We start from the raw sequence: 20,459 nt of genomic DNA, 5'->3' as shown, positions 1-20,459 counted from the left end.
TGAGACGACGATGCCTGCGCGATGATGAGCGAGCTGACGACCAGACAGGCGGCATACGTATCGAGAGGAGGAGCGGCGATCCATCCGGTCACCTGCGGGATGGCGGCCGCGACCACGATGGCGAACCTAGAACTCTTCATCGTCGACGCCTTCACAGACAGGGCGTTCGGCGGGAACCCGGCCGGCGTCGTACTACTCGAAGAGGTTAGCGACGACACCGCCTGGATGCAGGCGGTGGCGGCCGAGCTGCGACACTCGGAGACCGCCTTCGTCGGACCACTGGTCGACGGCGTACGACAACTGCGCTGGTTCACCCCGGTCGCCGAAGTGGACCTGTGCGGGCACGCCACCTTGGCGACCACCCACGCGTTGGGCGTCGACTCCGTCTTCCAGACCCGCAGCGGCGAGTTGATCTGTTCGATCCGGGACGGCGGGTGGATCGAGATGGACTTCCCTGCCGATCCAGCGGAACTGATCGAACCGTCCCCGGACATCCTCGACGGGGTGGGCGGCGCGTCCGTCGTCACGGTCGGGCGGGGCATCTCCGACACCCTGGTGCAGTTGGGATCCACCGCCGAGGTACGCCAACTGCAACCGGACCTGGCAGCGCTGGCCCGGGTGCCGGGTCGCGGGGTGATCGTCACCGCCTCGACCGAGGGCTCCCCGGACGGCTCTCTCGACGGATCCCCAGACGTGGTGAGCCGGTGCTTCTATCCGAACGTCGGGGTCCCAGAGGACCCGGTGACCGGCTCGGCACACTGCACCCTGGCGAGCTGGTGGGCTCCCCGCCTCGGCCGCGACGAGCTACGGGCCGAGCAGGCGTCCCCCCGGGGCGGCTCGCTCAGGATTACCCTACGAAACGATCGAGTGACGCTGGCAGGACAAGCCGTCACCGTCGTACACGGCACTCTCACCAGCTGACCGGCTACGCCCGCGCTCGACGCCCACCCCGATGCGTAACTCGTCGACAGGAGCCGTCATGACAATCGCCCTGAGCCACGAGGAAAAACTGACCGCCAGCTCACTCGCCCGGCTGATCAACGGAGAGACCGAGTTGATCTGGCATCGCGACTACTACCCCACCGCACTCTGCGAGCAGGCCCTACCCCGGATCACCACGGAGTGCGAAGCGGCCGGCTACACGCTGACCGACGACTTCCAGAGCCTGGGCACGTCGCTCGGCGAGGCGGCCGAGAACGAGACCAACGCTGCCCGCTACCTCGCCACCGCCGCCGAGACCACCGCAGTCATCCGGCACAAGATCTTCGACGGGCAAGTCTCCCCGACCGATCTGTTGCGGCTCGACGCCGACGAACTCTGGCCGTACGGGGCGACGGTCGCCCGCCACCAAGGCCGGACCATGCTGCCCGGCATCATCCGACGCTGGCCCGGCGGCGCTCACGCCAACCCGCACATCGACCAGCGGGACATCCCCCTACTCGACTCCTACCGGTTGACCCGCCGGATCGGCGTGAACGTCTATCTCCAGGTGCCGGAGCCGGGCAACGGCGGTGAGATCGACTTCTGGGGCCTCTTCACCGACGAGGCGGCGTACGTCAGCCAGAAGCGGTCCGACTACGGCCTGGACCGGGCCACCCTGGGCGAACCACACTTCTCTGTCCTACCCGGCCAGGGTGACCTGCTGATGTTCGACGCCGCCCGAGTGCATGGCGTACGCCGGGTGGAGCGGGGTGCCCGGGTAACCGCCGCCTGCTTCCTGGGCGTACGGGGGCCGGCGGAGCCGTTACTGCTGTTCGCCTAGCCCAACCAGGTTCGGGGCCAGCAGCGTCACCACGTCCGACTGAACCGGCCCCCACCAAAGCACGATCGGGCCCGGGGCCCACCGATGCAGGCCCCGAGCCTGATCGCTACAGACGTCCCGGGCCGGAGCCCGGGCGTCCCTCTGTTCAGTCGACCAGCGCGGTGAGCACGGTGTGCACGAGCAGTCGAACGCCGACCGAGATGGCTCGCTCGTCCACGTCGAAGGTCGCGCGGTGCAGGTCGACGTTGGCCGCCGTACGTCCCACGCCGAGCCGGGCCAGCGCCCCGGGGACGTACTCCAGATACCAGGAGAAGTCCTCGCCGCCCATGCTCTGCGGGGTCTCCGCGACCCCGGCTGGGCCGAGTGCTGCGGTGGTGGCCGCGGTCAGGACCTGGATGGCCCGCGAGTCGTTGACCACCGGCGGGCGACCCCGCAGGTACTCGATGTCCACGGTGGCCCCGGTCGGGGCGATCACGTCCCGGACGATCTGCGTCACGATCTTGGGTGCGGCCTCCCAGGTGCCCCGGTCGAGCACCCGAAGCGTGCCGGAGGCGATCGCCTCGGTCGGGATGACGTTGTACTGCGTCCCGGCCGAGGCATGACCAAAGACCAGGAGCAGCCCGCTGTTGGCCGGCACCCGCCGGGTCACCAGCGTGGGCACCTCGGTGACCAGTCGCCCGAGGGCATCGACCAGGTCGACGGTCAGGTGTGGGCGGGCGGTGTGCCCACCCGGCCCGGTCAGCCGGACGGTGACGTTGTCCGCCGCCGCGGTGATCGGGCCGACCCGCAGTCCCACCTGTCCGACGGGCAGGTTGGGGTCGCAGTGCAGTGCGAAGATCTGGGCGACGTCCTCCAGCCCACCAGCCTCGATCACCTCCAGCGATCCACAGGGCAGGATCTCCTCGGCCGGCTGGAAGATCAACCGAACCCGACCATCCAGTTCGCCGCGCTCGGCGAGTCGGGCCAGCAGCAGCCCGACTCCCAACAGGACGGTGGCGTGTACGTCGTGTCCGCACGCGTGGCAGACGCCGTCCACCGTCGAGCGGTAGGGAACGTCCTTGGCATCCTGCAACGGCAGCGCGTCGATGTCGGCCCGCAGGGCGATGACCGGGCCGCTCGGCCGACCGTCGATGTCACAGATGACACCGTTCCCCTTGGGCAGCAGACGGGGCCGGAGCCCGGCATCTGTCAGCTCACGAACGATCAGTTTGGCGGTGCCGTATTCCTGACCGGACAGTTCGGGATGCGCGTGGATAAATCGACGCGTGGCGATCAGATCGGGGACCCGCAACGCGAGGAGCTGATCCAACTCGCACGGCAGGGTCTGGGACTCGGTCGGCGTCTCCAACCAGGACGACGCCAGCTGCCCGCCAGGCGGCAGCGTCAACGCACTCGTCACGTCGAATACTCGATCACTGTGGATGGGATGGGACTCGGACAGCCTAGACCTCCGGCGGTGACGCTGCGCAACCTCGTTACGGTAGCGGTCAGACCGCGCTGCGTTACGAAAGGCCTGGTGACAGCGTTCGGGAATGGACGAAACGGGACGTTGGTCGCCGTCAAACGTCGACATGCGTCCCGTACCTCCTACAACGCGTGACGGTTTTGTTCGGTCACGTCTCCCGGATTCGCCGCTCCACCCGCCATGGTGCAGGCCATCGTCACAGCTGCCCGCACAGGCTGTCCGTCTAACCTCACCCCGGGTGTTAGGAAGGGCCCCTTCCTATGCAAAAAGCGATAGGAAGGGGCCCTTCCTAACATCAGAACCGGTCGGTCGGGCGGTAGGTCCCCCACACCTGGCGCAGGGTCCCGCAGACCTCGCCGATGGTGGCGCGGGCCCGCAGCGCCTCCTTCATCGGGTAGAGCACGTTCTCGGTACCGGAGGCAGCGGTACGCAGTTGCGCCAACGTCCGCTCGACGGCATCGGCGTCCCGGGCGGCCCGCAGCTTCGCCAGTCGCTCCCCCTGGGCCGACTCGATGGTCGGATCGACCCGCAGCGGCTCGTACGGCTCCTCCTCGTCCACGGTGAACCGGTTGACTCCGACCACCACCCGCTCACCCGAGTCGATCTCCTGCGCGATCTGGTAGGCGGAGGTCTCGATCTCCCGCTTCTGGAAGCCGGCCTCGATCGCGTCGACCGAGGAGCCGTGCTCGAAGACCCGGTCCATCAGTGCCAGCACACCGGACTCGATCTCGTCGGTCATCGCCTCGACGACGTACGAGCCGGCGAAGGGGTCCACGGTGGCGGTCAGGTCCGTCTCGTAGGCGAGCACCTGCTGGGTACGCAGGGCCAGCCGGGCAGCCTTCTCGGTGGGCAGGGCGATGGCCTCGTCGAAGCTGTTGGTGTGCAGTGACTGCGTGCCGCCGAGCACCGCACCGAGCCCCTGCACGGCGACCCGTACCAGGTTCACCTCGGGCTGCTGCGCGGTGAGCTGCACGCCCGCGGTCTGGGTGTGGAAGCGCAGCATCCAGGACTTCGGGTCCTTCGCCCCGAACTCGTCGCGCATCAGCCGAGCCCAGATCCGCCGGGCGGCCCGGAACTTGGCCACCTCCTCCAGCAGCGTGGTCCGGGCGACGAAGAAGAACGACAGCCGGGGGGCGAAGTCGTCCACGGCCAGCCCGGCGGCGAGCGCGGCGCGTACGTAGTCCAGCCCGTTGGCCAGGGTGAAGGCGATCTCCTGTACGGGGCTCGCCCCGGCCTCGGCCATGTGGTAGCCGGAGATGGAGATGGTGTTCCACTTCGGCACCTCGGTACGGCAGTAGCCGAAGGTGTCCGCCACCAGTCGCAGCGACGGCTTGGGCGGGAAGATGTAGGTGCCCCGGGCGATGTACTCCTTGAGGATGTCGTTCTGGATGGTGCCCTTCAGCGCCGAGCCGGGCACTCCGGATTCCTCTGCCACCAGTTGGTAGAGCAGCAGCAGCACCGAGCCGGGGGCGTTGATCGTCATCGAGGTGGAGACCTGGTCGAGCGGAATGCCGTCGAAGAGCATTCGCATGTCCTCGATGGAGTCGATCGCCACCCCGACCTTACCGACCTCGCCGTGCGCGATCGGGTCGTCGGAGTCGTACCCCATCTGGGTGGGCAGGTCGAAGGCGACGGAGAGGCCCATGGTGCCGGCCCGTAGTAGCTGGTGGTAGCGGGCGTTGGACTCGGTGGCGGTGCCGAAGCCGGCGTACTGGCGCATGGTCCACGGACGCGACGTGTACATGGTGGGGTAGACGCCCCGGGTGTACGGGAACGCGCCCGGTTCTCCGAGCCGCTCCGGCAACCCGTCGGGTACGTCCGCCGGCCCGTAGGTACTCTTGATCGGAAAACCCGATTCGCTTAACCGCCGTTCACTCATTACCGGATGGTAGGACCTCGACCCGCTCGATCGGGTGCGGGATTTCGCACATCGCTGCCCGAAATATGCACATACGGTGAGAAAGCCAGCACGTACGGTTGACTTCCCGGATGTCGCGCCGGGTCGGCTTTCCCTTCTGGCACCGGAACCCTCAATATAGGGGGGTTCTGTCCCAGCCCCTCGAATCTTTCCGGTGGCTAATCCTGTGACTCAGATCCCTACGTGGAACGGGGGACAAGTCAGTCCCCCCAACGGACGCGCAGCCCCCGGTGCCACCATCGGCGGCCGCTACGAGCTGCGGGCGGCAGTGGGCCACGGTGGCATGGGGACGGTGTGGAAGGCCGTCGACACCCTGCTCCGTCGCGATGTCGCCGTGAAGGAAGTGGTACTCCCACCCGGGCTCGCCCCCAGCGACCGTGACGCCCTCTACGAACGCACGCTGCGCGAGGCCCGCGCCGCTGCCGCCATCCAGCACCCTGCCGTGGTTCAGGTGTACGACGTGGTCACCGAGAGTGGTCGCCCCTGGATCGTGATGGAGCTGTTGGAGGCCCGCAGTCTCGCCGACATGGTGATCGAGGACGGTCCGGTCGCCCCCCGGGCCGTCGCCAAGATCGGCATCGCGCTACTCGGCGCGCTGGAGGTCGCCCACGCGATCGGTGTGCTGCACCGTGACGTCAAACCGGCCAACGTGCTGATCTGCGCCGACGGGCGCTGCGTGCTGACCGACTTCGGGGTGGCTCGAATGCCCACCGACGTGCAGCTCACCACCCCCGGCATGGTGCTCGGCTCACCGCACTTCATCTCCCCCGAGCGCGCGCTGGGCCAGGACTTCGGGCCGCCCAGCGACCTGTTCTCGCTCGGCGTGACCCTCTACACCGCCATCGAAGGGCGCCCCCCGTTCGACCGGGGTGACCCGATCGAGACCATGCACGCCGTGGTCGAGGACGAGCCCGCCCCGCCGGTACGCTCCGGCCCGCTGACCCGGGTCCTCTTCGGCCTGCTGGAGAAGGATCCAGCCCAGCGGATCAACGTGCACAGCGCCCGCAGCATGCTCCGGGAACTGCTCGCCGGTCCGCTGGCCAGCAAGGCACCGACCGACCCGATGACCGACCCGTACGCCGTCGTGCCGGTCCAGCGCCAACAATGGCAGCCGCCGACTCCCGCTCCGGCTCCGGCCGAGCCGAAGCCGAGTGGGCAGATCGGTGGTCGGGCGATGCTCGCCCCGGGTGAGTCGCTCACCGACCGACTGGCCGAGCTGCGCAAGCGCGAAGTGGCCGGCTTGGACGACACCCCGGCCGAAGACGACGCTGACGCCGGCAAGCCGAGCGCTGCCGTCGCCGCCGTCGCCCTGAGTACGCCCACCGGGGCGATGCCAACACCGAGCCCCGAAACCCCGGCCGCCGAAGCCACCGCCGCCCACCCCATGGCCGCTGGCACCCCGGCTGGCGGCGAGTCCTGGCAGCAGCCGACCGGAATGATGCCGGACCCCGCCGCCGACTCCTCGGCCGTCACCCATCCCTGGGACCAACCCACCGGCCTGATAACCGACGGTCGGGTGCTGACCGGCACCATCGTGCCCGGCCCGACCAGCCCCAGCCCGACCAGCGCCGGTCCGACCGGGTTCATCCCGACCGGCTCCGGCCCAGGTGGCGCGTACCCGGTCGGCGGCGTCCCCGGCGGGGTCTATCCCACCGGCGCGGTCATGGGTGGACCGCCCGGCGCTCAGCCCAGCGGCGTCTACGGCGGCAGCTACGGCACCGCCCAGCCCGGCGGGCCTTACGGCACTGGCCAGCCCATGGGAACCTACGGCAGTGGCCAGCCCAACGGCATGTACGGCGGCGGTACCGGCCAACCCGGCGGGTTCTACGACGGCGGTGGTCAAGCCGGCGGCTATCCGGGCGGTCCGGGGCAGTTCGGCACCGGTGACCCAGCCGGCCGCACCGGCGGCGGCCTCGTCGCCACTATCAAGGGCTGGCCCCGCAAGGTGCAGCTCGGCGTGGCCGGTGGTGTGGCGGCCGTCCTCGTGCTCGTGCTCAGCCTGGTGCTGTTCACCGGCGGCGATGACCCGACTCCGCCGGTAGTGCCGCAGGCTGGCCCCTCGGCGTCCGGTCAGGCCGGGGCGATGGAGACCCAGGTGTACGCCGAGAAGGGCGTCTCGGTCAACGTCCCGAAGGGCTGGACCAGGAAGTCCGGTGGCGCCTCGTACGTCGACTACGTCGACCCGGACGACGCGGGCCGGCGGGTACGCGTCATCGTCGAGAACTTCAAGGGCGACGATCCACGCCGCTGGGCCGAGATCGCCTCGAACGGTCTCGAGGGGAACACCAAGAGCTGCGCCCGGCCGTACGCGCCAGCGGACATCACCGACCAGCAGTTGGCCGGCAAGCCGGCCGCCGAGTTCGAATACGAGTGCGGCGAGGGCGACACCATGCGGCACGGGGTCTGGCGCGGGATCATCGACGGAGGTAAGGCGTACTCCTTCTACCTGACCTCGTCCGGCGGTCGATTCGAGGAGAGCAAGCCGATCTTCGACGAGATGGTCCGGTCGTTCCAGCTGACCAACGCCGGCTAGCGCGCGTACCCCGGGCCACTTCGGCCGGGGGACAACGGGCAGCGGAACCGCCGCCGTGCTATCAACGACGGCATGGCGGCGGAGATGACTACGATCGACGAACTGCGTGACCAGGCCGAGGCATGGCTGGCCGACGACCCGGACCCGGCCACGCAGAAGGAACTGCGGCAGGTCCTGGACCGGCTACCGGCCAGCGCGGCCGAGCTGGCCGACCGGTTCGCCGGCCCGCTGACCTTCGGCACGGCCGGGCTACGCGGCCCGCTGCGCGCCGGCCCCAACGGCATGAACCTCGCCGTCGTGACCCAGGCGGCGGCCGGACTGGTCGGCTGGCTCGACGCCCGTGGGGCGACCGGACCGCTGATCATCGGGTACGACGCCCGGCACGGTTCCCTGGCGTTCGCCGAGCGGACCGCCCAGGTCGCCACCGGAGCCGGTCGCCCGGCCCTGCTGCTCCCCCAACCGCTGCCCACCCCGGTGCTGGCGTACGCCGTACGGGCCCTGGGCGGGGCGGCCGGGGTGATGGTCACCGCCAGTCACAACCCGCCGCAGGACAACGGCTACAAGGTCTACCTGGGGGCCGAACTCGGTGGCCCGAGCGGGGCGGGCGCGCAGATCGTGCCGCCGGCCGACGTCGAGATCGAGGCCGCGATCCGGGCGGTCGGTCCGCTGTCGAAGGTGCCCCTGGGTGAGCCCGGCCAGGTGCTCGGCAACGACGTCGTGGCCGCCTACGTGGCCGCCGCCGCTGCGGTGATCGCCCCGGACGGCCCCCGGGACCTGACCGTGGCCTACACCCCGATGCACGGCGTGGGTGCTTCGGTGCTCACCGCCGCATTCAGCCGAGCGGGCTTCTCCGTCCCAGGAGTGGTGGCCGAGCAGGCCACGCCGGACCCGGACTTCCCCACCGTCGCCTTCCCCAACCCGGAGGAGCCGGGCGCGACCGATCTGCTCATCGCGCTGGCTCAGACCGTGGGGGCGGACATCGCCATCGCCAACGACCCGGACGCCGACCGGTGCGCGGTGGCCGTACCGGACGGTGATCGGGGTTGGCGGATGCTGCGCGGGGACGAGGTGGGCGTGCTGTTGGCCGACCACCTGATGCGTCGGGGCGTACCCGGGCTGTACGCCACCACCATCGTCTCGTCGTCGCTGCTGCGGGCGATGTGCGCGGCCCGGGGCCGGACGTACGACGAGACGCTGACCGGGTTCAAGTGGATCGTGCGGGCCGCCGCCGACGACGCCCCACTGGTCTTCGGCTACGAGGAGGCGCTCGGCTACTGCGTCGCCCCGGAGCACGTCCGGGACAAGGACGGCATCACCGCCGCGCTCACCGTCGCCGAGCTGGCCGCCGGGCTGAAGGCGCAGGGGCGCAGCCTCACCGACCGGCTCGACGAGCTGGCCGCCGAATTCGGGGTCTACCACACCGACCAGCTCTCGGTACGCGTCGACGACCTGCGGGAGATCACCGAGGCGATGGCCCGGATCCGGGCCACCACCCCGACCAACCTGCTCGGTGAGCCGGTCACCTCGGTCGAGGACCTGCTGCCCACCTCGGACGTGGTGATCCTGCGTACCGGGTCGGCCCGGGTGGTGATCCGGCCGTCCGGCACCGAGCCGAAGCTGAAGGCGTACCTGGAGGTGGTCCAGCCGGTGGCCGACGGTGATCTGGTCGCGGCGCGGGAGCGCGCGGCGGTCCGGGTGCGCGACCTACGGGCTGAGATCGCCACCGCGCTCGGCATCGCCTGAGACGCGCTGCCTGACGCCACGCCTGCCGTCACCCGCGAGGCGCTGCGTCGCCTGGCGCCACGCCTGCCGTCACCCGCGAGGCGCTGCCTGAGCATTCGCGACAAAGCCGGCTGAGGTCGCACGGACCTCAGCCGGCGGGAACCGGGCGAGCGGGTGAGCGGGGCGGGGTGGCGGGATGGCGGGATGGCGGGCTGGCTCAGGCCCGAGCGCCCAGGGCCGCGTCGATGGCCCGGGTCAGCGCGGCGATCACCAACGCCACCGATGGGCGGACCGTGGACTCCTCCATGCCGACGCTACCGGCGAAGCCCGCACCCCCGGCGATCTCGTCCAACCGGCGATGCGCGTCGGCGGCGGTCGAGCTGGTCACGCCCAGGCTCGGTTCCATCCGGGCCGCCGCGACCAGGGTGGCCAACGCGGCGGTGCGCTCGTCCGGGGTCAGGTCGGTGGTGAGCGCATCCGCCAGCCGCCGCCGGATGTCGGCCTCCACCGACGCGTCGGCCGCCGGGTAGCGGTGCAGCGGAATGGACCCGAGCGCCGTCTCGCCCACGTCCCGGACGACCCCCCGCTGGCACAGGTCGGCGAGCAGCCGGTCGCGCAATCCGTGCCGCAACCGCTGTACCCACGCGGCCGGGGCGTTCAACGGCTCGGCCGCCAGCCGGGCGAGCACCTCATCGGGGACCGGCTGGCCGGTCGGCGTCGGGTCGACCACCACGATCGACCCGTCGGAGTACGCGATCCGGCCGGCAAGCGCCAACTCGACCAGGACCGCAGCGGCCATGCCGAGGTCGAGTCCGATCCGGGATCCGGTCGCCTTACCGGACTCGTCGTCGTAGGCGAGCAGCAGCAGCTCTTCGGCGAGCGCAACACCAGTCATGGCCCGAGACGGTAGCCGTTGCGCGCCAGCCGCGCATGTACCCAGGTCGTAAGGTGTGCGGGTGCAGGCGATCATCGCAACGTTGGGCTACGTCCTCTCCCCCGACCGGCGCCGAGTGCTGATGCTGCGCCGGGACAAGCGCCCCGACGACCTGCACTTCGGCTACTACAACGGGCTGGGCGGAAAGCTCGACCCGGGCGAGGACGTGGTGGCCGGCATGCGCCGGGAGATCCGGGAGGAGTCCGGCCTGGACTGCCTACGCCTGGAACTCGCCGGCACGATCTCCTGGCCGGGGTTCGGCCGGGGCGGCGAGCACTGGTTCGGTTTCCTGTTCCGGGTGCCGGAGTGGTCCGGCCAGCCGCAGGACAACTGCCCAGAAGGCACCCTGGTCTGGACCGAGTTGTCCGACATCCTGGCCGGCACGGTACCGATGTGGGAGAGCGATCGGCACTTCCTACCGCTGGTCTTCGCCGATCAGCCCCGGGTCTTCCACGGCGTGCAGCCGTACGCCAACGGCAAAGCCCTGACCTGGAGCTACACCGAGTTGTGAGGCTCCGGGCCAGAACCGGCCGGGTAGGCCGCCGGGTCAGAATCGGGGCAGGCTGCCGGTCAGAACCGGGGCATGCCGCCGAACTGGCGGTCACCGGCGTCGCCGAGCCCCGGCACGATGAACTTGTGCTCATTGAGCCCCTCGTCGATCGAGGCGGTGACCAGGCGCAGCGGCAGCCCCGAGCGCTCCAGCCGCTCGACCCCGGCCGGCGCGGCCAGCGCGCAGACCACGGTGATGTCGGTGCAGCCCCGGTCGGCCAGGATCCGGCAGCAGTGCTCCAGCGAGCCGCCGGTGGCCAGCATCGGGTCGAGCACCAGCACCGGACGACCGCTGAGGTCACGGGGCAGCGACTCCATGTAGGCGCGCGGCTCGTACGTGACCTCGTCCCGGGCCAGGCCGACGAACCCCATGGACGACTCGGGCAGCAGCGCGAGCGCCGAGTCGGCCATGCCGAGGCCGGCCCGCAACACCGGCACCAGCAGCGGCGGGTTGGCCAGCCGGGTGCCGTCGGTCAGCGCCACCGGGGTCTGCACCGGGTAGCGCTCGGCGGGAAAGGAGCGTGCCGCCTCGTACACCAGCATGGTGGTGAGTTCGTGCAGTGCTGCGCGGAACGATGCCGAGTCGGTACGGGCATCGCGCATCGCGGTCAGTCGCGACTGGGCAAGGGGATGGTCAACCACGAGTACGTCCACGAACGTCCAACCTACGTCGGTGACCAAGATCACGTCGCGTCGGGGTGCGTAAACTCCCTGTCATGACGGCGACAACGACGTCGGACCGGGCCGACCTGTCCGACCTGGGGCGTTCCGAGGCAACGCTGCGAACCTTCCTGCACGGTCTACCCGGCGTGGACCAGGTGGGGGCGGAGCAGCGGGCGGCCATGCTCGGCACCCGATCGATCAAGACCACTGCCAAGGCGTGGGCGATCGACCTGGCGATCCGGATGGTCGACCTGACCACGCTGGAAGGCGCGGACACCCCCGGCAAGGTACGGGCGCTGAGCGCCAAGGCGCGGCGACCCGACCCGGCCGACCCGACCTGCCCCTCGGTGGCCGCGGTCTGCGTCTACCCGGCGATGGTCCCGGTCGCCGCCGAGGCCCTGGGCGGCTCGGGCGCCGGGTCCGGGCGGCCATCCGGCCGGCCTGGGCAGTCCGACGGCGTCCTGCCGGCCGGACTTGGCGTAGTGCATCTGGCCAGCGTGGCGACCGCGTTCCCGTCCGGGCAGGCACCGCTGGCCGTGAAGCTCGCCGACACCGAGGCGGCCGTCGCCGCTGGCGCGGACGAGATCGACATGGTGATCAACCGGGGCGCGTTCCTCTCCGGCCGCTACCGCGAGGTCTACGACGAGATCGTCGCGGTCAAGGCGGCCTGCGGTGACGCCCACCTCAAGGTCATCCTGGAGACCGGCGAACTGGTCACCTACGACAACGTACGGCGGGCCTCCTGGCTGGCGATGCTGGCCGGCGGCGACTTCATCAAGACCTCGACCGGCAAGGTGCCGGTGGCCGCCACCCTGCCGGTCACGCTGGTGATGCTGGAGGCGGTACGCGACTTCCGGGCCGCCACCGGTCGCCAGGTCGGGGTGAAGCCGGCCGGCGGGATCCGGACCACCAAGGACGCGATCAAATACCTGGTCATGGTCAACGAGACGGTCGGGGCGGACTGGTTGCACCCGGACTGGTTCCGGTTCGGCGCCTCCACCCTCCTCAACGACCTGCTGATGCAGCGCACCAAGCTGACCAGCGGCAGCTACCCCGGCCCCGACTACTTCACCCTGGACTGAGCTGACGATGCCCGAATACACCCCTGGCGCGTTCGAATACGCGCCCGCACCCGAGTCCCGATCGGTGGTCGACCTCAAACCGTCGTACGGGCTCTTCATCGACGGCGAGTTCGTCGAGTCCAGCGACGGCGGAGTGATCAAGTCCGTCAACCCGGCGTCCGAGGAGGTGCTGGCCGAGGTCGCCGAGGCCGGGCCGCAGGACGTCGACCGGGCGGTACGCGCCGCCCGCCGGGCGTACGAGCAGGTCTGGGGTCCGATGCCGGGCCGGGACCGGGCGAAGTACCTCTACCGGATCGCCCGGATCATCCAGGAGCGCGGCCGGGAGCTGGCCGTGCTGGAATCCCTGGACAACGGCAAGCCGATCCGCGAGTCGCGGGACGTGGACATTCCGCTGGTCGCGGCCCACTTCTTCTACTACGCCGGCTGGGCGGACAAGCTGCCACACGCCGGGTTCGGCCCGAATCCGCAGCCGCTGGGTGTCGCCGGGCAGGTCATCCCGTGGAACTTCCCGCTGCTGATGCTGGCCTGGAAGATCGCCCCGGCGCTGGCCGCTGGCAACACCGTGGTGCTCAAGCCGGCCGAGACCACTCCGCTGACCGCGCTGCTCTTCGCCGAGATCTGCCAGCAGGCCGACCTACCGGCCGGCGTGGTCAACATCGTCACGGGCGCGGGCGCGACCGGGCAGGCCCTGGTCTCGCACGACGGGATCGACAAGGTCGCCTTCACCGGCTCCACCGAGGTCGGTCGGGCCATCGCCCGGTCCGTGGCCGGTACCCGCAAGAAGCTCACCCTGGAGTTGGGCGGTAAGGCCGCCAACATCGTCTTCGACGACGCGCCGATCGACCAGGCGGTCGAGGGCATCGTCAACGGGATCTTCTTCAACCAGGGGCACGTCTGCTGCGCCGGCTCACGACTGCTGGTACAGGAATCGGTCTACGAGCCGGTGCTGGAGTCGCTCAAGCGGCGGATGGCCCAACTGCGGGTCGGCGACCCGCTGGACAAGAACACCGACATCGGCGCGATCAACTCGGCCGCGCAGCTGGACCGGATCCGTACCCTGTCCGAGATCGGGTCGGCCGAGGGTGCCGAGCGCTGGTCGCCGCCGTGCGACCTGCCCGAGCAGGGCTTCTGGTTCGCCCCGACGATCTTCACCGGGGTCACCCAGGCCCACCGGATCGCCCGCGAAGAGATCTTCGGGCCGGTGCTCTCCGTGCTGACCTTCCGCACGCCGGCCGAGGCCGTCGAGAAGGCCAACAACACGCCGTACGGCCTGTCGGCCGGGATCTGGACCGAGAAGGGTTCCCGGATCCTGTGGATGGCCGACCGGTTGCGGGCCGGGGTGGTGTGGGCGAACACGTTCAACAAGTTCGACCCGACCTCGCCGTTCGGTGGGTTCAAGGAGTCGGGCTACGGCCGTGAGGGCGGCCGGCACGGGCTGGAGGCGTACCTCGATGTCTGAACGGCTGGCGGTACGGAAGACGTACAAGCTCTTCATCGGCGGGAAGTTCCCGCGCAGCGAGTCGGGGCGGTCGTATCTCGTGCAGGAGACCAACGTGGCGCTGGCCTCACGTAAGGACGCTCGGGACGCGGTGCTGGCCGCCCGCGCGGCGGTCAAGGGCTGGTCCGGCGCGACGGCGTACAACCGGGCACAGATCCTCTACCGCGTCGCGGAAATGCTGGAGGGTCGGCGGGACCAGTTCGTCGGGCTCGGGCTGACCGTCGCCGAGGTGGACGAGGCGATCGACCGCTGGGTCTGGTACGCCGGCTGGGCCGACAAGGTCACCCAGGTGTACGGCGGCGCGAACCCGGTCGCCGGCCCGTACTTCAACCTGTCGTCCCCGGAGCCGACCGGCGTGGTCGGCATCGTCGCCCCGACGGATTCGGCGCTGCTCGGGCTGGTCAGCGTGATCGCCCCGGCGATCGTCACCGGTAACACGGTGGTGGTGCTCGCCGCCGAGGAGTTGCCGCTGGCCGCGGTCACCCTGGCCGAGGTGCTGGCCACCTCGGACCTGCCGGGCGGGGTGGTGAACATCCTCACCGGTCGGGCCGCCGAGACCGCTCCCTGGCTGGCCAGCCACCTGGACGTGAACGCGATCGACCTGACCGGCGTGACCGACCCGAGCCTGGCCGTGGAGCTGGAGCAGGCTGCCGCCGGCAACCTCAAGCGGGTCCTCCGCCCGCCGGCGACCGATCCGGTCGACTGGACCGCCGATCCCGGCCTGGCCCGGATCACCGCGTTCCTGGAGACCAAGACCGTCTGGCACCCCAAGGGCGTCTGACCGCTGTTGCCCCCTCCGGGGTTGATCCCCACCCCTCCGCGTTGATCAAGAGATTTACGTCATCCGGCAGGCCCGCCATGACGCCAATCTCTTGATCAACCGGGGGTGGGCGGGAGATCTACTACGGGCGGTAGGCTTGGCGGTGTGACGCGACTGGGTGACCTCGAACGTGCGGTGATGGACGTCCTCTGGGACCGGACCGCTGGCACGACAACGGGTGTCACCGTACGTGAGGTGGCCGACGCGTTGCCGGGCCGCGAGCTGGCCTACACCACGGTGATGACCGTGCTGGACCGGCTGGCCGGCAAGGGCATGGTCGAACGCGAGCGGGACGGCCGGGCCTGGAGCTACCGGCCGGCCGCCACCCGTGAGGCGCACATCGCCAAGCTGATGCTCGACGCGCTCGACCTGGCCGGCAGCCGGGACGCCGCGCTGGTGCGCTTCGCCCGCTCGGTGACCGGCAACGAGGCCGAGGTGCTCCGCGCAGCCCTCGCCGACGAGGCAGCGGACCGGCAGGGCTGATGCCACCATGGTGTACGCCGCACACTTCGCCGGCGCCGCCCTGGCGTGCTACCTCCTCGTCCAGATACTGACCCGCTCCACCTGGAGCTGGCGCAGTCCTCGGGTCGCCATCGTGTCCTGGCAGGCGCTCGGGCTCGCGCTCGGGCTCTGCGCGATCGGCGTACCGCTGTCGCTCGGTCTGATCCCCTACAACCTGCCCACCGGCAGCGCCCTGGTCCGCCTCGGCCGCGACCTGTTCGGCGGTGAACTGCCCCCGGGGCTGGGCGTCCTACAGCTCAGCCTGGTCGGAGTCGGCTTCGGGGTGGCCACGGTGCTGCTCGGCACGACGGCTCGCAGCCTGCTCACCGCGCTGCGCGCCCAGCGCCGCCACCGCGACCTGCTCACCCTGGTCGCCCGGGACGACCCCGCCGCCCCTGGCGCGCTGGTGCTCGATCATCCGAGCGCCGCCGCCTACTGCCTGCCCGGGGTACGCCCCCGAGTGGTGGTCAGCGCCGGCACCCTGAGCCTGCTCGACCGGGCCCAACTCGCGGCAGTACTCAGTCACGAGCGGGCCCACGCCGACGAGCGGCATGATCTGGTGCTGCTCCCGTTCACCGCCCTGTGCCGAGCCCTGCCGTGGGCTCGGTGGGTGCACCGGGCCCACGACATGGTCGCTCTGCTGGTCGAGATGCGCGCCGACGACAAGGCCCGCCGCCTGCACGCCGACGGTCCGCTGGCCGCCGCCCTGTTGCGGTTCGCCACCGCTGGGTCGCGAATCACCCCGGCGGGCACGCTCGGCATCGCCAAGGCACGGATCAGCCCTGCCGGCACCCTCGGCATCGCCGACCGGGACATCGACGCCCGGGTCCACCGGCTGCTCGTCACCCGCCGGCCACCCCGGATACGCGGCGCGATGGCGCTCGCGGCGGCCATCGCGACTCTCACTCTGCCCATCTCGCTCTTCCTGAACTGAGCTGATCCTCATCCGGACCGGGCCGCACCACGAACTCAATTACTACACGCTGTAGTAGCAATAGGTAGGAGAGCTACATGTAGGGTCTCTACGAAAAGGACGCCTACCGCTGAAGGGTGGCCATGGATCCGCTCCTCCTCGCCCGCCTCCAGTTCGCCACGACGACCTCGATCCACTTCCTGTTCGTGATCGTCACGCTCGGACTCGTCGCGCTGCTGGTCTACCTACAGACCGCCTGGTTCATCACCCGCAATCCCGAGTACGAGCGACTCACCCGCTTCTGGGGCACCCTCTACGTGATCAACTACGTACTCGGCATCGCCACCGGGATCGTGATGGAGTTCCAGTTCGGACTGAACTGGAGCGGCCTGTCCCGCTACGTCGGCAACGTCTTCGGAGCGCCGCTGGCCATCGAGACCCTGGTGGCGTTCTTCCTGGAATCCACCTTCCTCGGCATGTGGATCTTCGGCTGGCATCGGCTGCGTCGGGGCGTACACCTGGCGCTGCTCTGGGGCGTGGCCCTCACCGCATACGCCTCGGCGTTCTGGATCATGGTGGCCAACTCCTTCCTCCAGAACCCGGTCGGCTACGAGGTACGCGACGGCATCGCCCACCTGACCGACTTCTCCGCCCTGCTCACCAACCCCACCCTCGGCATGGCCCTCGGGCACGTCGTCTCCGCCGCCCTCCTCACCGGCGGCATGCTGATGGCCGGGGTGAGCTCGTGGCACCTGATCCGGCGTGCCCCCGACTACGCCCTGTTCCGCCGGTCACTGCGGATCGGCCTGGTCACCGCGACGACCGCCCTCGTCTTCGTACTGGGTTTCGGCTTCGCCCAGTTCGCCGTGGTCAGCCCGGTGCAGCCCAGCAAGTACGGCAACAGCGCCGCCAAGGACGCCATCGTCGCGGAATGGGTCGCCCGGTTCGGCCCCGGCGACTACACCCCGCCGGTCCTGGCCAACGTGGGGCTCGGCTTCATGATCCTCATCGGCTTCGCCCTCGCCTGGGGCTTCCTACTCCTGCCCCTGCTCTACCGGGACTGGATCATCCGGTTGCGGTTCCCGCTCTACCTGATGCTGCTGGCCGTACCGCTGCCGTTCGTCGCGGCCATCCTCGGCTGGCTGGCCCGGGAGGTCGGCCGTCAGCCCTGGGCCGCGTACGGGCTACTCAAGGTGGAGGACGCGGTCAGCCCGGTCAGCGGTGGCGTGCTGCTCACCTCGTTCATCGGCTTCACCCTGCTGCTCGGCACCCTGGCCGTCACCAACTGGGTGCTGATGGCCCGGCATGCCGTCCGGGGTGCCCACGATCTCGCCCTGGGCCGACCACCCGACGATCCGGACGGCCCCGAAGCCCCGGACAGTCACCGCACACCGCAGCCCGTCCTCGCCCGATAAGGAGACGCCACGACCATGGAACTCGCCTGGTACGTCCTGCTCGGCCTCTTCTTCGCCAGCTACCTCGTTCTCGGCGGCTACGACTACGGCGTCGGCCTGCTGCTCGCCCGTACCGAACAGCCGAGCCTGCGCCGGGCCAGCCTCACCGCCGTCGGCCCGTTCTTCCTCGGCAACGAGGTCTGGCTGGTCGCCGCCGTCGGCATCCTCTTCGGCGCCTTTCCGATGCTGGAGGGCGAACTCCTCACCGGGCTCTACCCCGCCGTGGTGGCGGCCGTCACCGGGGTGATCCTGGTCACCGCCGCCGTCCAGTTACGCAGCCGCCCGACCGGCGACCGGAGCCGCACGATCTGGGACCGCGTCGTGGTGATCGGCTGCGCCCTGACCGCGTTCGGCTGGGGTGCCGTCCTCGCCGGTCTCCTCCAGGGAGTGCCGCTGCACGCGGACGGTCACGTCGACGGGGTGACGCACATCATGACCCCGTTCGTCGCCGCCTGCGGACTGGCCCTGATCGCGCTGGTGGCCGTACACGGGGCGGCCTTCCTCGCACTGCGGCTGCCCAACGGGTCGGCCCAGCGCCACGCCCAACTGGGCCGCAAACTGGTGCCGATCGCGCTCGCCACGCTCGCCCTGGCCACCGTCGCCGGCCTGCTCTCCGACCGGGTACGGCACACCGTGCAACAGCCGGCGATCGCCGTACTCCTGCCGGTCCTGCTGGTCGGGGCGCTGCTGGTGGCCGGCGGCGCGCTCGCCCGACGGCGGCCCGGAATCGCCTTCACCGCCACCTCGCTGGCCCTGGCCGCCCCGGTACTGCTGGTCGGCGCGACCCTCTGGCCCTACACGCTGGTCTCCTCCGTCGATCCAGTGGCGAGCCTCACGGTGACCAGTGCCGCCGCCAGCGGGTCGACCCTGCGGCTACTGACCTGGCTGCTGTTACCGCTGGTTCCGGCCCTACTAGGCTTTCAACTGATGTGCTGGTGGGTATTCCGCGGGCGGATCGACGGCAGGACACCGGTGTACTGGTGAACCGCCGCCCCTTCGACCCACGTCTGCTGCGCCGGGTCCCCGCGACCCGGCGCCATCTCGCTGTGCTCGCGCTCCTGGGGATCCTGACCGCCGGGCTGGTCGTCACACAGGCCACCACCCTGGCCGTCGTGTTGACCGCCGCCGCCGACGGGCGGCTGGACCGGGTCGCGCTCGCCGCGTTCATCGCCACCGTCGCCGGTCGGGCCATCCTGGTCTGGGCGCAGGGCACCGTGGCCGGGCGGATGGCCGCGACCGTCAAGGCGGCACTGCGCACCGACCTGCTCGCCGCCGTCGGCCAGCGTGGGCCGGGTTGGCTCGCCGGTCAGCAGGCCGGACGGCTGGCCACCCTGGCCGGACGTGGTCTCGACGCGCTCGACGCGTACTTCACCGGCTACCTGCCGCAGCTCGTGCTCAGTGTCACCGTGCCGGCGGCGGTGCTCGCCCGGCTGGTCTTCGCCGACTGGAGTTCCGCCCTCATCGTCGTACTGACCCTGCCGCTGATCCCGATCTTCGGGGCGCTGCTCGGCTGGCAGGCCCAGGCCGCCACCGAGCGCCAGTGGCGGCGGCTCTCCATGCTCGGCGGCCACTTCCTGGACATGGTCGCCGGGCTGCCCACCCTGCGCGCGTTCGGCCGGGCCCGGTCCCAGGTCGGGGTGGTCCGCCGGATGGCCGACGGACACCGGGCCGCCACCATGAAGACGCTGCGCATCGCGTTCCTCTCCAGCCTGGTGCTCGAACTGGTCGCCACCCTGTCGGTGGCACTGGTCGCGGTGCCGGTCGGGCTTCGCCTGCTCGGCGGCGGGTTGCTCCTGCAGACCGCCCTGCTGGTGCTGCTGCTCACCCCCGAGGCGTACCTTCCGCTGCGCGCCGCCGGTAGCCGGTTCCACGCCAGCATGGAGGGCCTGACCGCACTGGACGACGTGTTCTCGGTGTTAGGAAGGGCCCCTTCCAAGGCAGAAAGCGATAGGAAGGGCCCCCTCCTAACGCCTGAGGCGGGGGAGATCCGGTTCGAGTCGGTCACCGTCGAGTACGAGCGGGGTGCCGCGCTACGGGACGTGTCGCTGACCATCCGCCCGGGCGAACGGATCGCCATCATCGGGCCCAGCGGTGCTGGCAAGAGCACACTGCTCGGCCTGCTGCTCGGCTTCGTCACCCCGACCAGTGGGCGGGTCGTCGTCGACGGCATCGACCTCGCCACGATCGAACTCGACGGCTGGCGACGCCAGATCGCCTGGGTGCCGCAACGAGCCCACCTCTTCGCCGCCTCGGTGGCCGACAACATCCGGCTCGGCGCGCCCGACACCCCGCCGGAGCGGCTGGCAGAAGCGATCCAGGCCGCCGCCCTCGACGAGGTGATCGCCCAGCTGCCGGAAGGTCTCGACACCCCACTCGGTGAACGGGGACACGGCCTGTCCAGCGGGCAACGGCAGCGGGTGGCGCTGGCCCGCGCCTTCCTACGCGACGCGCCGATCGTGCTGCTCGACGAGCCCACCGCACGACTCGACGGGGCGTCGGAGGCGGCCGTACTGGACGCCACGCGGCGGCTCGTGGCTGGTCGTACCGCCCTGCTGGTTGCCCACCGGCCGGCCCTGCTGGACGAGGCTGACCGGATCCTACGAATCGAGGACGGCCGGCTGACCGAACTCACCCCGACCAGTGAG

17 protein-coding genes are annotated in these 20,459 nt (G+C 70.5%); 13 read left to right on the top strand and 4 right to left on the bottom strand.

The genetic code is table 11. The annotated features are described in order from the left end of the window. Positions 1-24: 24 nt before the first annotated feature. Both ACWDV4_RS03525 and ACWDV4_RS03520 read left to right on the top strand, forming a co-directional pair. Positions 25-921 (top strand): PhzF family phenazine biosynthesis protein, encoded by an 897-nt coding sequence (locus ACWDV4_RS03525; RefSeq protein WP_449974546.1) that lies wholly within the window; start codon positions 25-27, stop codon positions 919-921. A 58-nt stretch (positions 922-979) separates the two neighbouring features. Beyond that, positions 980-1,762: a 2OG-Fe(II) oxygenase gene (locus ACWDV4_RS03520; RefSeq protein WP_449974545.1), complete on the top strand. Its 783-nt coding sequence runs from the start codon at positions 980-982 to the stop codon at positions 1,760-1,762. Positions 1,763-1,907: 145 nt separating this feature from the next. Here ACWDV4_RS03520 and ACWDV4_RS03515 read toward each other — a convergent pair whose 3' ends face one another. Together ACWDV4_RS03515 and ACWDV4_RS03510 are read right to left on the bottom strand one after the other, a co-directional pair. Then, a complete protein-coding gene (locus ACWDV4_RS03515) occupies positions 1,908-3,161 on the bottom strand; it encodes an amidohydrolase (RefSeq protein ID WP_449974543.1) in 1,254 nt (417 codons plus the stop codon). 361 nt (positions 3,162-3,522) lie between these two features. Beyond that, positions 3,523-5,106 carry an acyl-CoA mutase large subunit family protein gene (locus tag ACWDV4_RS03510; protein ID WP_449974541.1) on the bottom strand — a complete coding sequence of 528 codons (1,584 nt, stop codon included), beginning with the start codon at positions 5,104-5,106 and terminating at the stop codon, positions 3,523-3,525. 205 nt (positions 5,107-5,311) lie between these two features. Here ACWDV4_RS03510 and ACWDV4_RS03505 point away from each other — a divergent pair, with 205 nt between their 5' ends. Together ACWDV4_RS03505 and ACWDV4_RS03500 are read left to right on the top strand one after the other, a co-directional pair. After that, on the top strand, positions 5,312-7,678 hold the full coding sequence (locus ACWDV4_RS03505; RefSeq protein ID WP_449974540.1) for a serine/threonine-protein kinase: 2,367 nt from the start codon (positions 5,312-5,314) through the stop codon (positions 7,676-7,678). A gap of 72 nt (positions 7,679-7,750) precedes the next feature. Further along, positions 7,751-9,421, top strand: coding sequence for a phospho-sugar mutase (locus tag ACWDV4_RS03500; RefSeq protein ID WP_449974539.1), 1,671 nt, complete (start codon positions 7,751-7,753; stop codon positions 9,419-9,421). 196 nt (positions 9,422-9,617) lie between these two features. On the opposite strand, the gene ACWDV4_RS03495 is transcribed toward ACWDV4_RS03500, so the two are convergent. Next, positions 9,618-10,295, bottom strand: a complete 678-nt coding sequence (locus ACWDV4_RS03495; RefSeq protein WP_449974538.1) for a GOLPH3/VPS74 family protein — start codon at positions 10,293-10,295, stop codon at positions 9,618-9,620. Between the two features lie 61 nt (positions 10,296-10,356). Between ACWDV4_RS03495 and ACWDV4_RS03490 the strand changes: the two genes are divergently transcribed. After that, entirely contained in the window at positions 10,357-10,845 is a 489-nt protein-coding gene (locus ACWDV4_RS03490) for an NUDIX hydrolase (protein WP_449974536.1), read from the top strand. A 59-nt stretch (positions 10,846-10,904) separates the two neighbouring features. On the opposite strand, the gene upp is transcribed toward ACWDV4_RS03490, so the two are convergent. Beyond that, positions 10,905-11,537, bottom strand: a complete 633-nt coding sequence (upp, locus tag ACWDV4_RS03485; RefSeq protein WP_449974535.1) for a uracil phosphoribosyltransferase — start codon at positions 11,535-11,537, stop codon at positions 10,905-10,907. Positions 11,538-11,599: 62 nt separating this feature from the next. On the opposite strand from upp, the gene deoC reads away from it, so the two are divergent. The 8 genes from deoC to cydD all read left to right on the top strand — a co-directional run. After that, positions 11,600-12,628, top strand: a complete 1,029-nt coding sequence (gene deoC, locus ACWDV4_RS03480) for a deoxyribose-phosphate aldolase (RefSeq protein WP_449974534.1) — start codon at positions 11,600-11,602, stop codon at positions 12,626-12,628. Positions 12,629-12,635: 7 nt separating this feature from the next. After that, positions 12,636-14,087, top strand: coding sequence for an aldehyde dehydrogenase family protein (locus tag ACWDV4_RS03475; protein WP_449974532.1), 1,452 nt, complete (start codon positions 12,636-12,638; stop codon positions 14,085-14,087). Continuing rightward, complete coding sequence (locus ACWDV4_RS03470; RefSeq protein ID WP_449974531.1) at positions 14,080-14,907, top strand: aldehyde dehydrogenase family protein; 828 nt, start codon at positions 14,080-14,082, stop codon at positions 14,905-14,907. Before ACWDV4_RS03475 ends, ACWDV4_RS03470 begins: the two co-directional genes overlap by 8 nt. Positions 14,908-15,051: 144 nt before the next feature. Next, positions 15,052-15,429 (top strand): BlaI/MecI/CopY family transcriptional regulator, encoded by a 378-nt coding sequence (locus ACWDV4_RS03465; RefSeq protein ID WP_449974530.1) that lies wholly within the window; start codon positions 15,052-15,054, stop codon positions 15,427-15,429. A 7-nt stretch (positions 15,430-15,436) separates the two neighbouring features. Further along, entirely contained in the window at positions 15,437-16,381 is a 945-nt protein-coding gene (locus ACWDV4_RS03460) for a M56 family metallopeptidase (protein ID WP_449974528.1), read from the top strand. A 122-nt stretch (positions 16,382-16,503) separates the two neighbouring features. Continuing rightward, positions 16,504-17,775, top strand: coding sequence for a cytochrome ubiquinol oxidase subunit I (locus tag ACWDV4_RS03455; protein WP_449974527.1), 1,272 nt, complete (start codon positions 16,504-16,506; stop codon positions 17,773-17,775). A gap of 15 nt (positions 17,776-17,790) precedes the next feature. After that, entirely contained in the window at positions 17,791-18,798 is a 1,008-nt protein-coding gene (locus ACWDV4_RS03450) for a cytochrome d ubiquinol oxidase subunit II (protein ID WP_449974525.1), read from the top strand. Continuing rightward, on the top strand, positions 18,795-20,459 hold a 1,665-nt coding region (cydD, locus tag ACWDV4_RS03445; RefSeq protein WP_449974524.1), incomplete at its 3' end, for a thiol reductant ABC exporter subunit CydD. The genes ACWDV4_RS03450 and cydD, both read left to right, overlap by 4 nt.

The sequence above is a fragment of the Micromonospora sp. NPDC003197 genome (assembly GCF_053590565.1).
The sequence above is the reverse complement of the archived record's forward strand: the minus strand, read 5'-3'. Positions and strand labels throughout refer to the sequence as shown.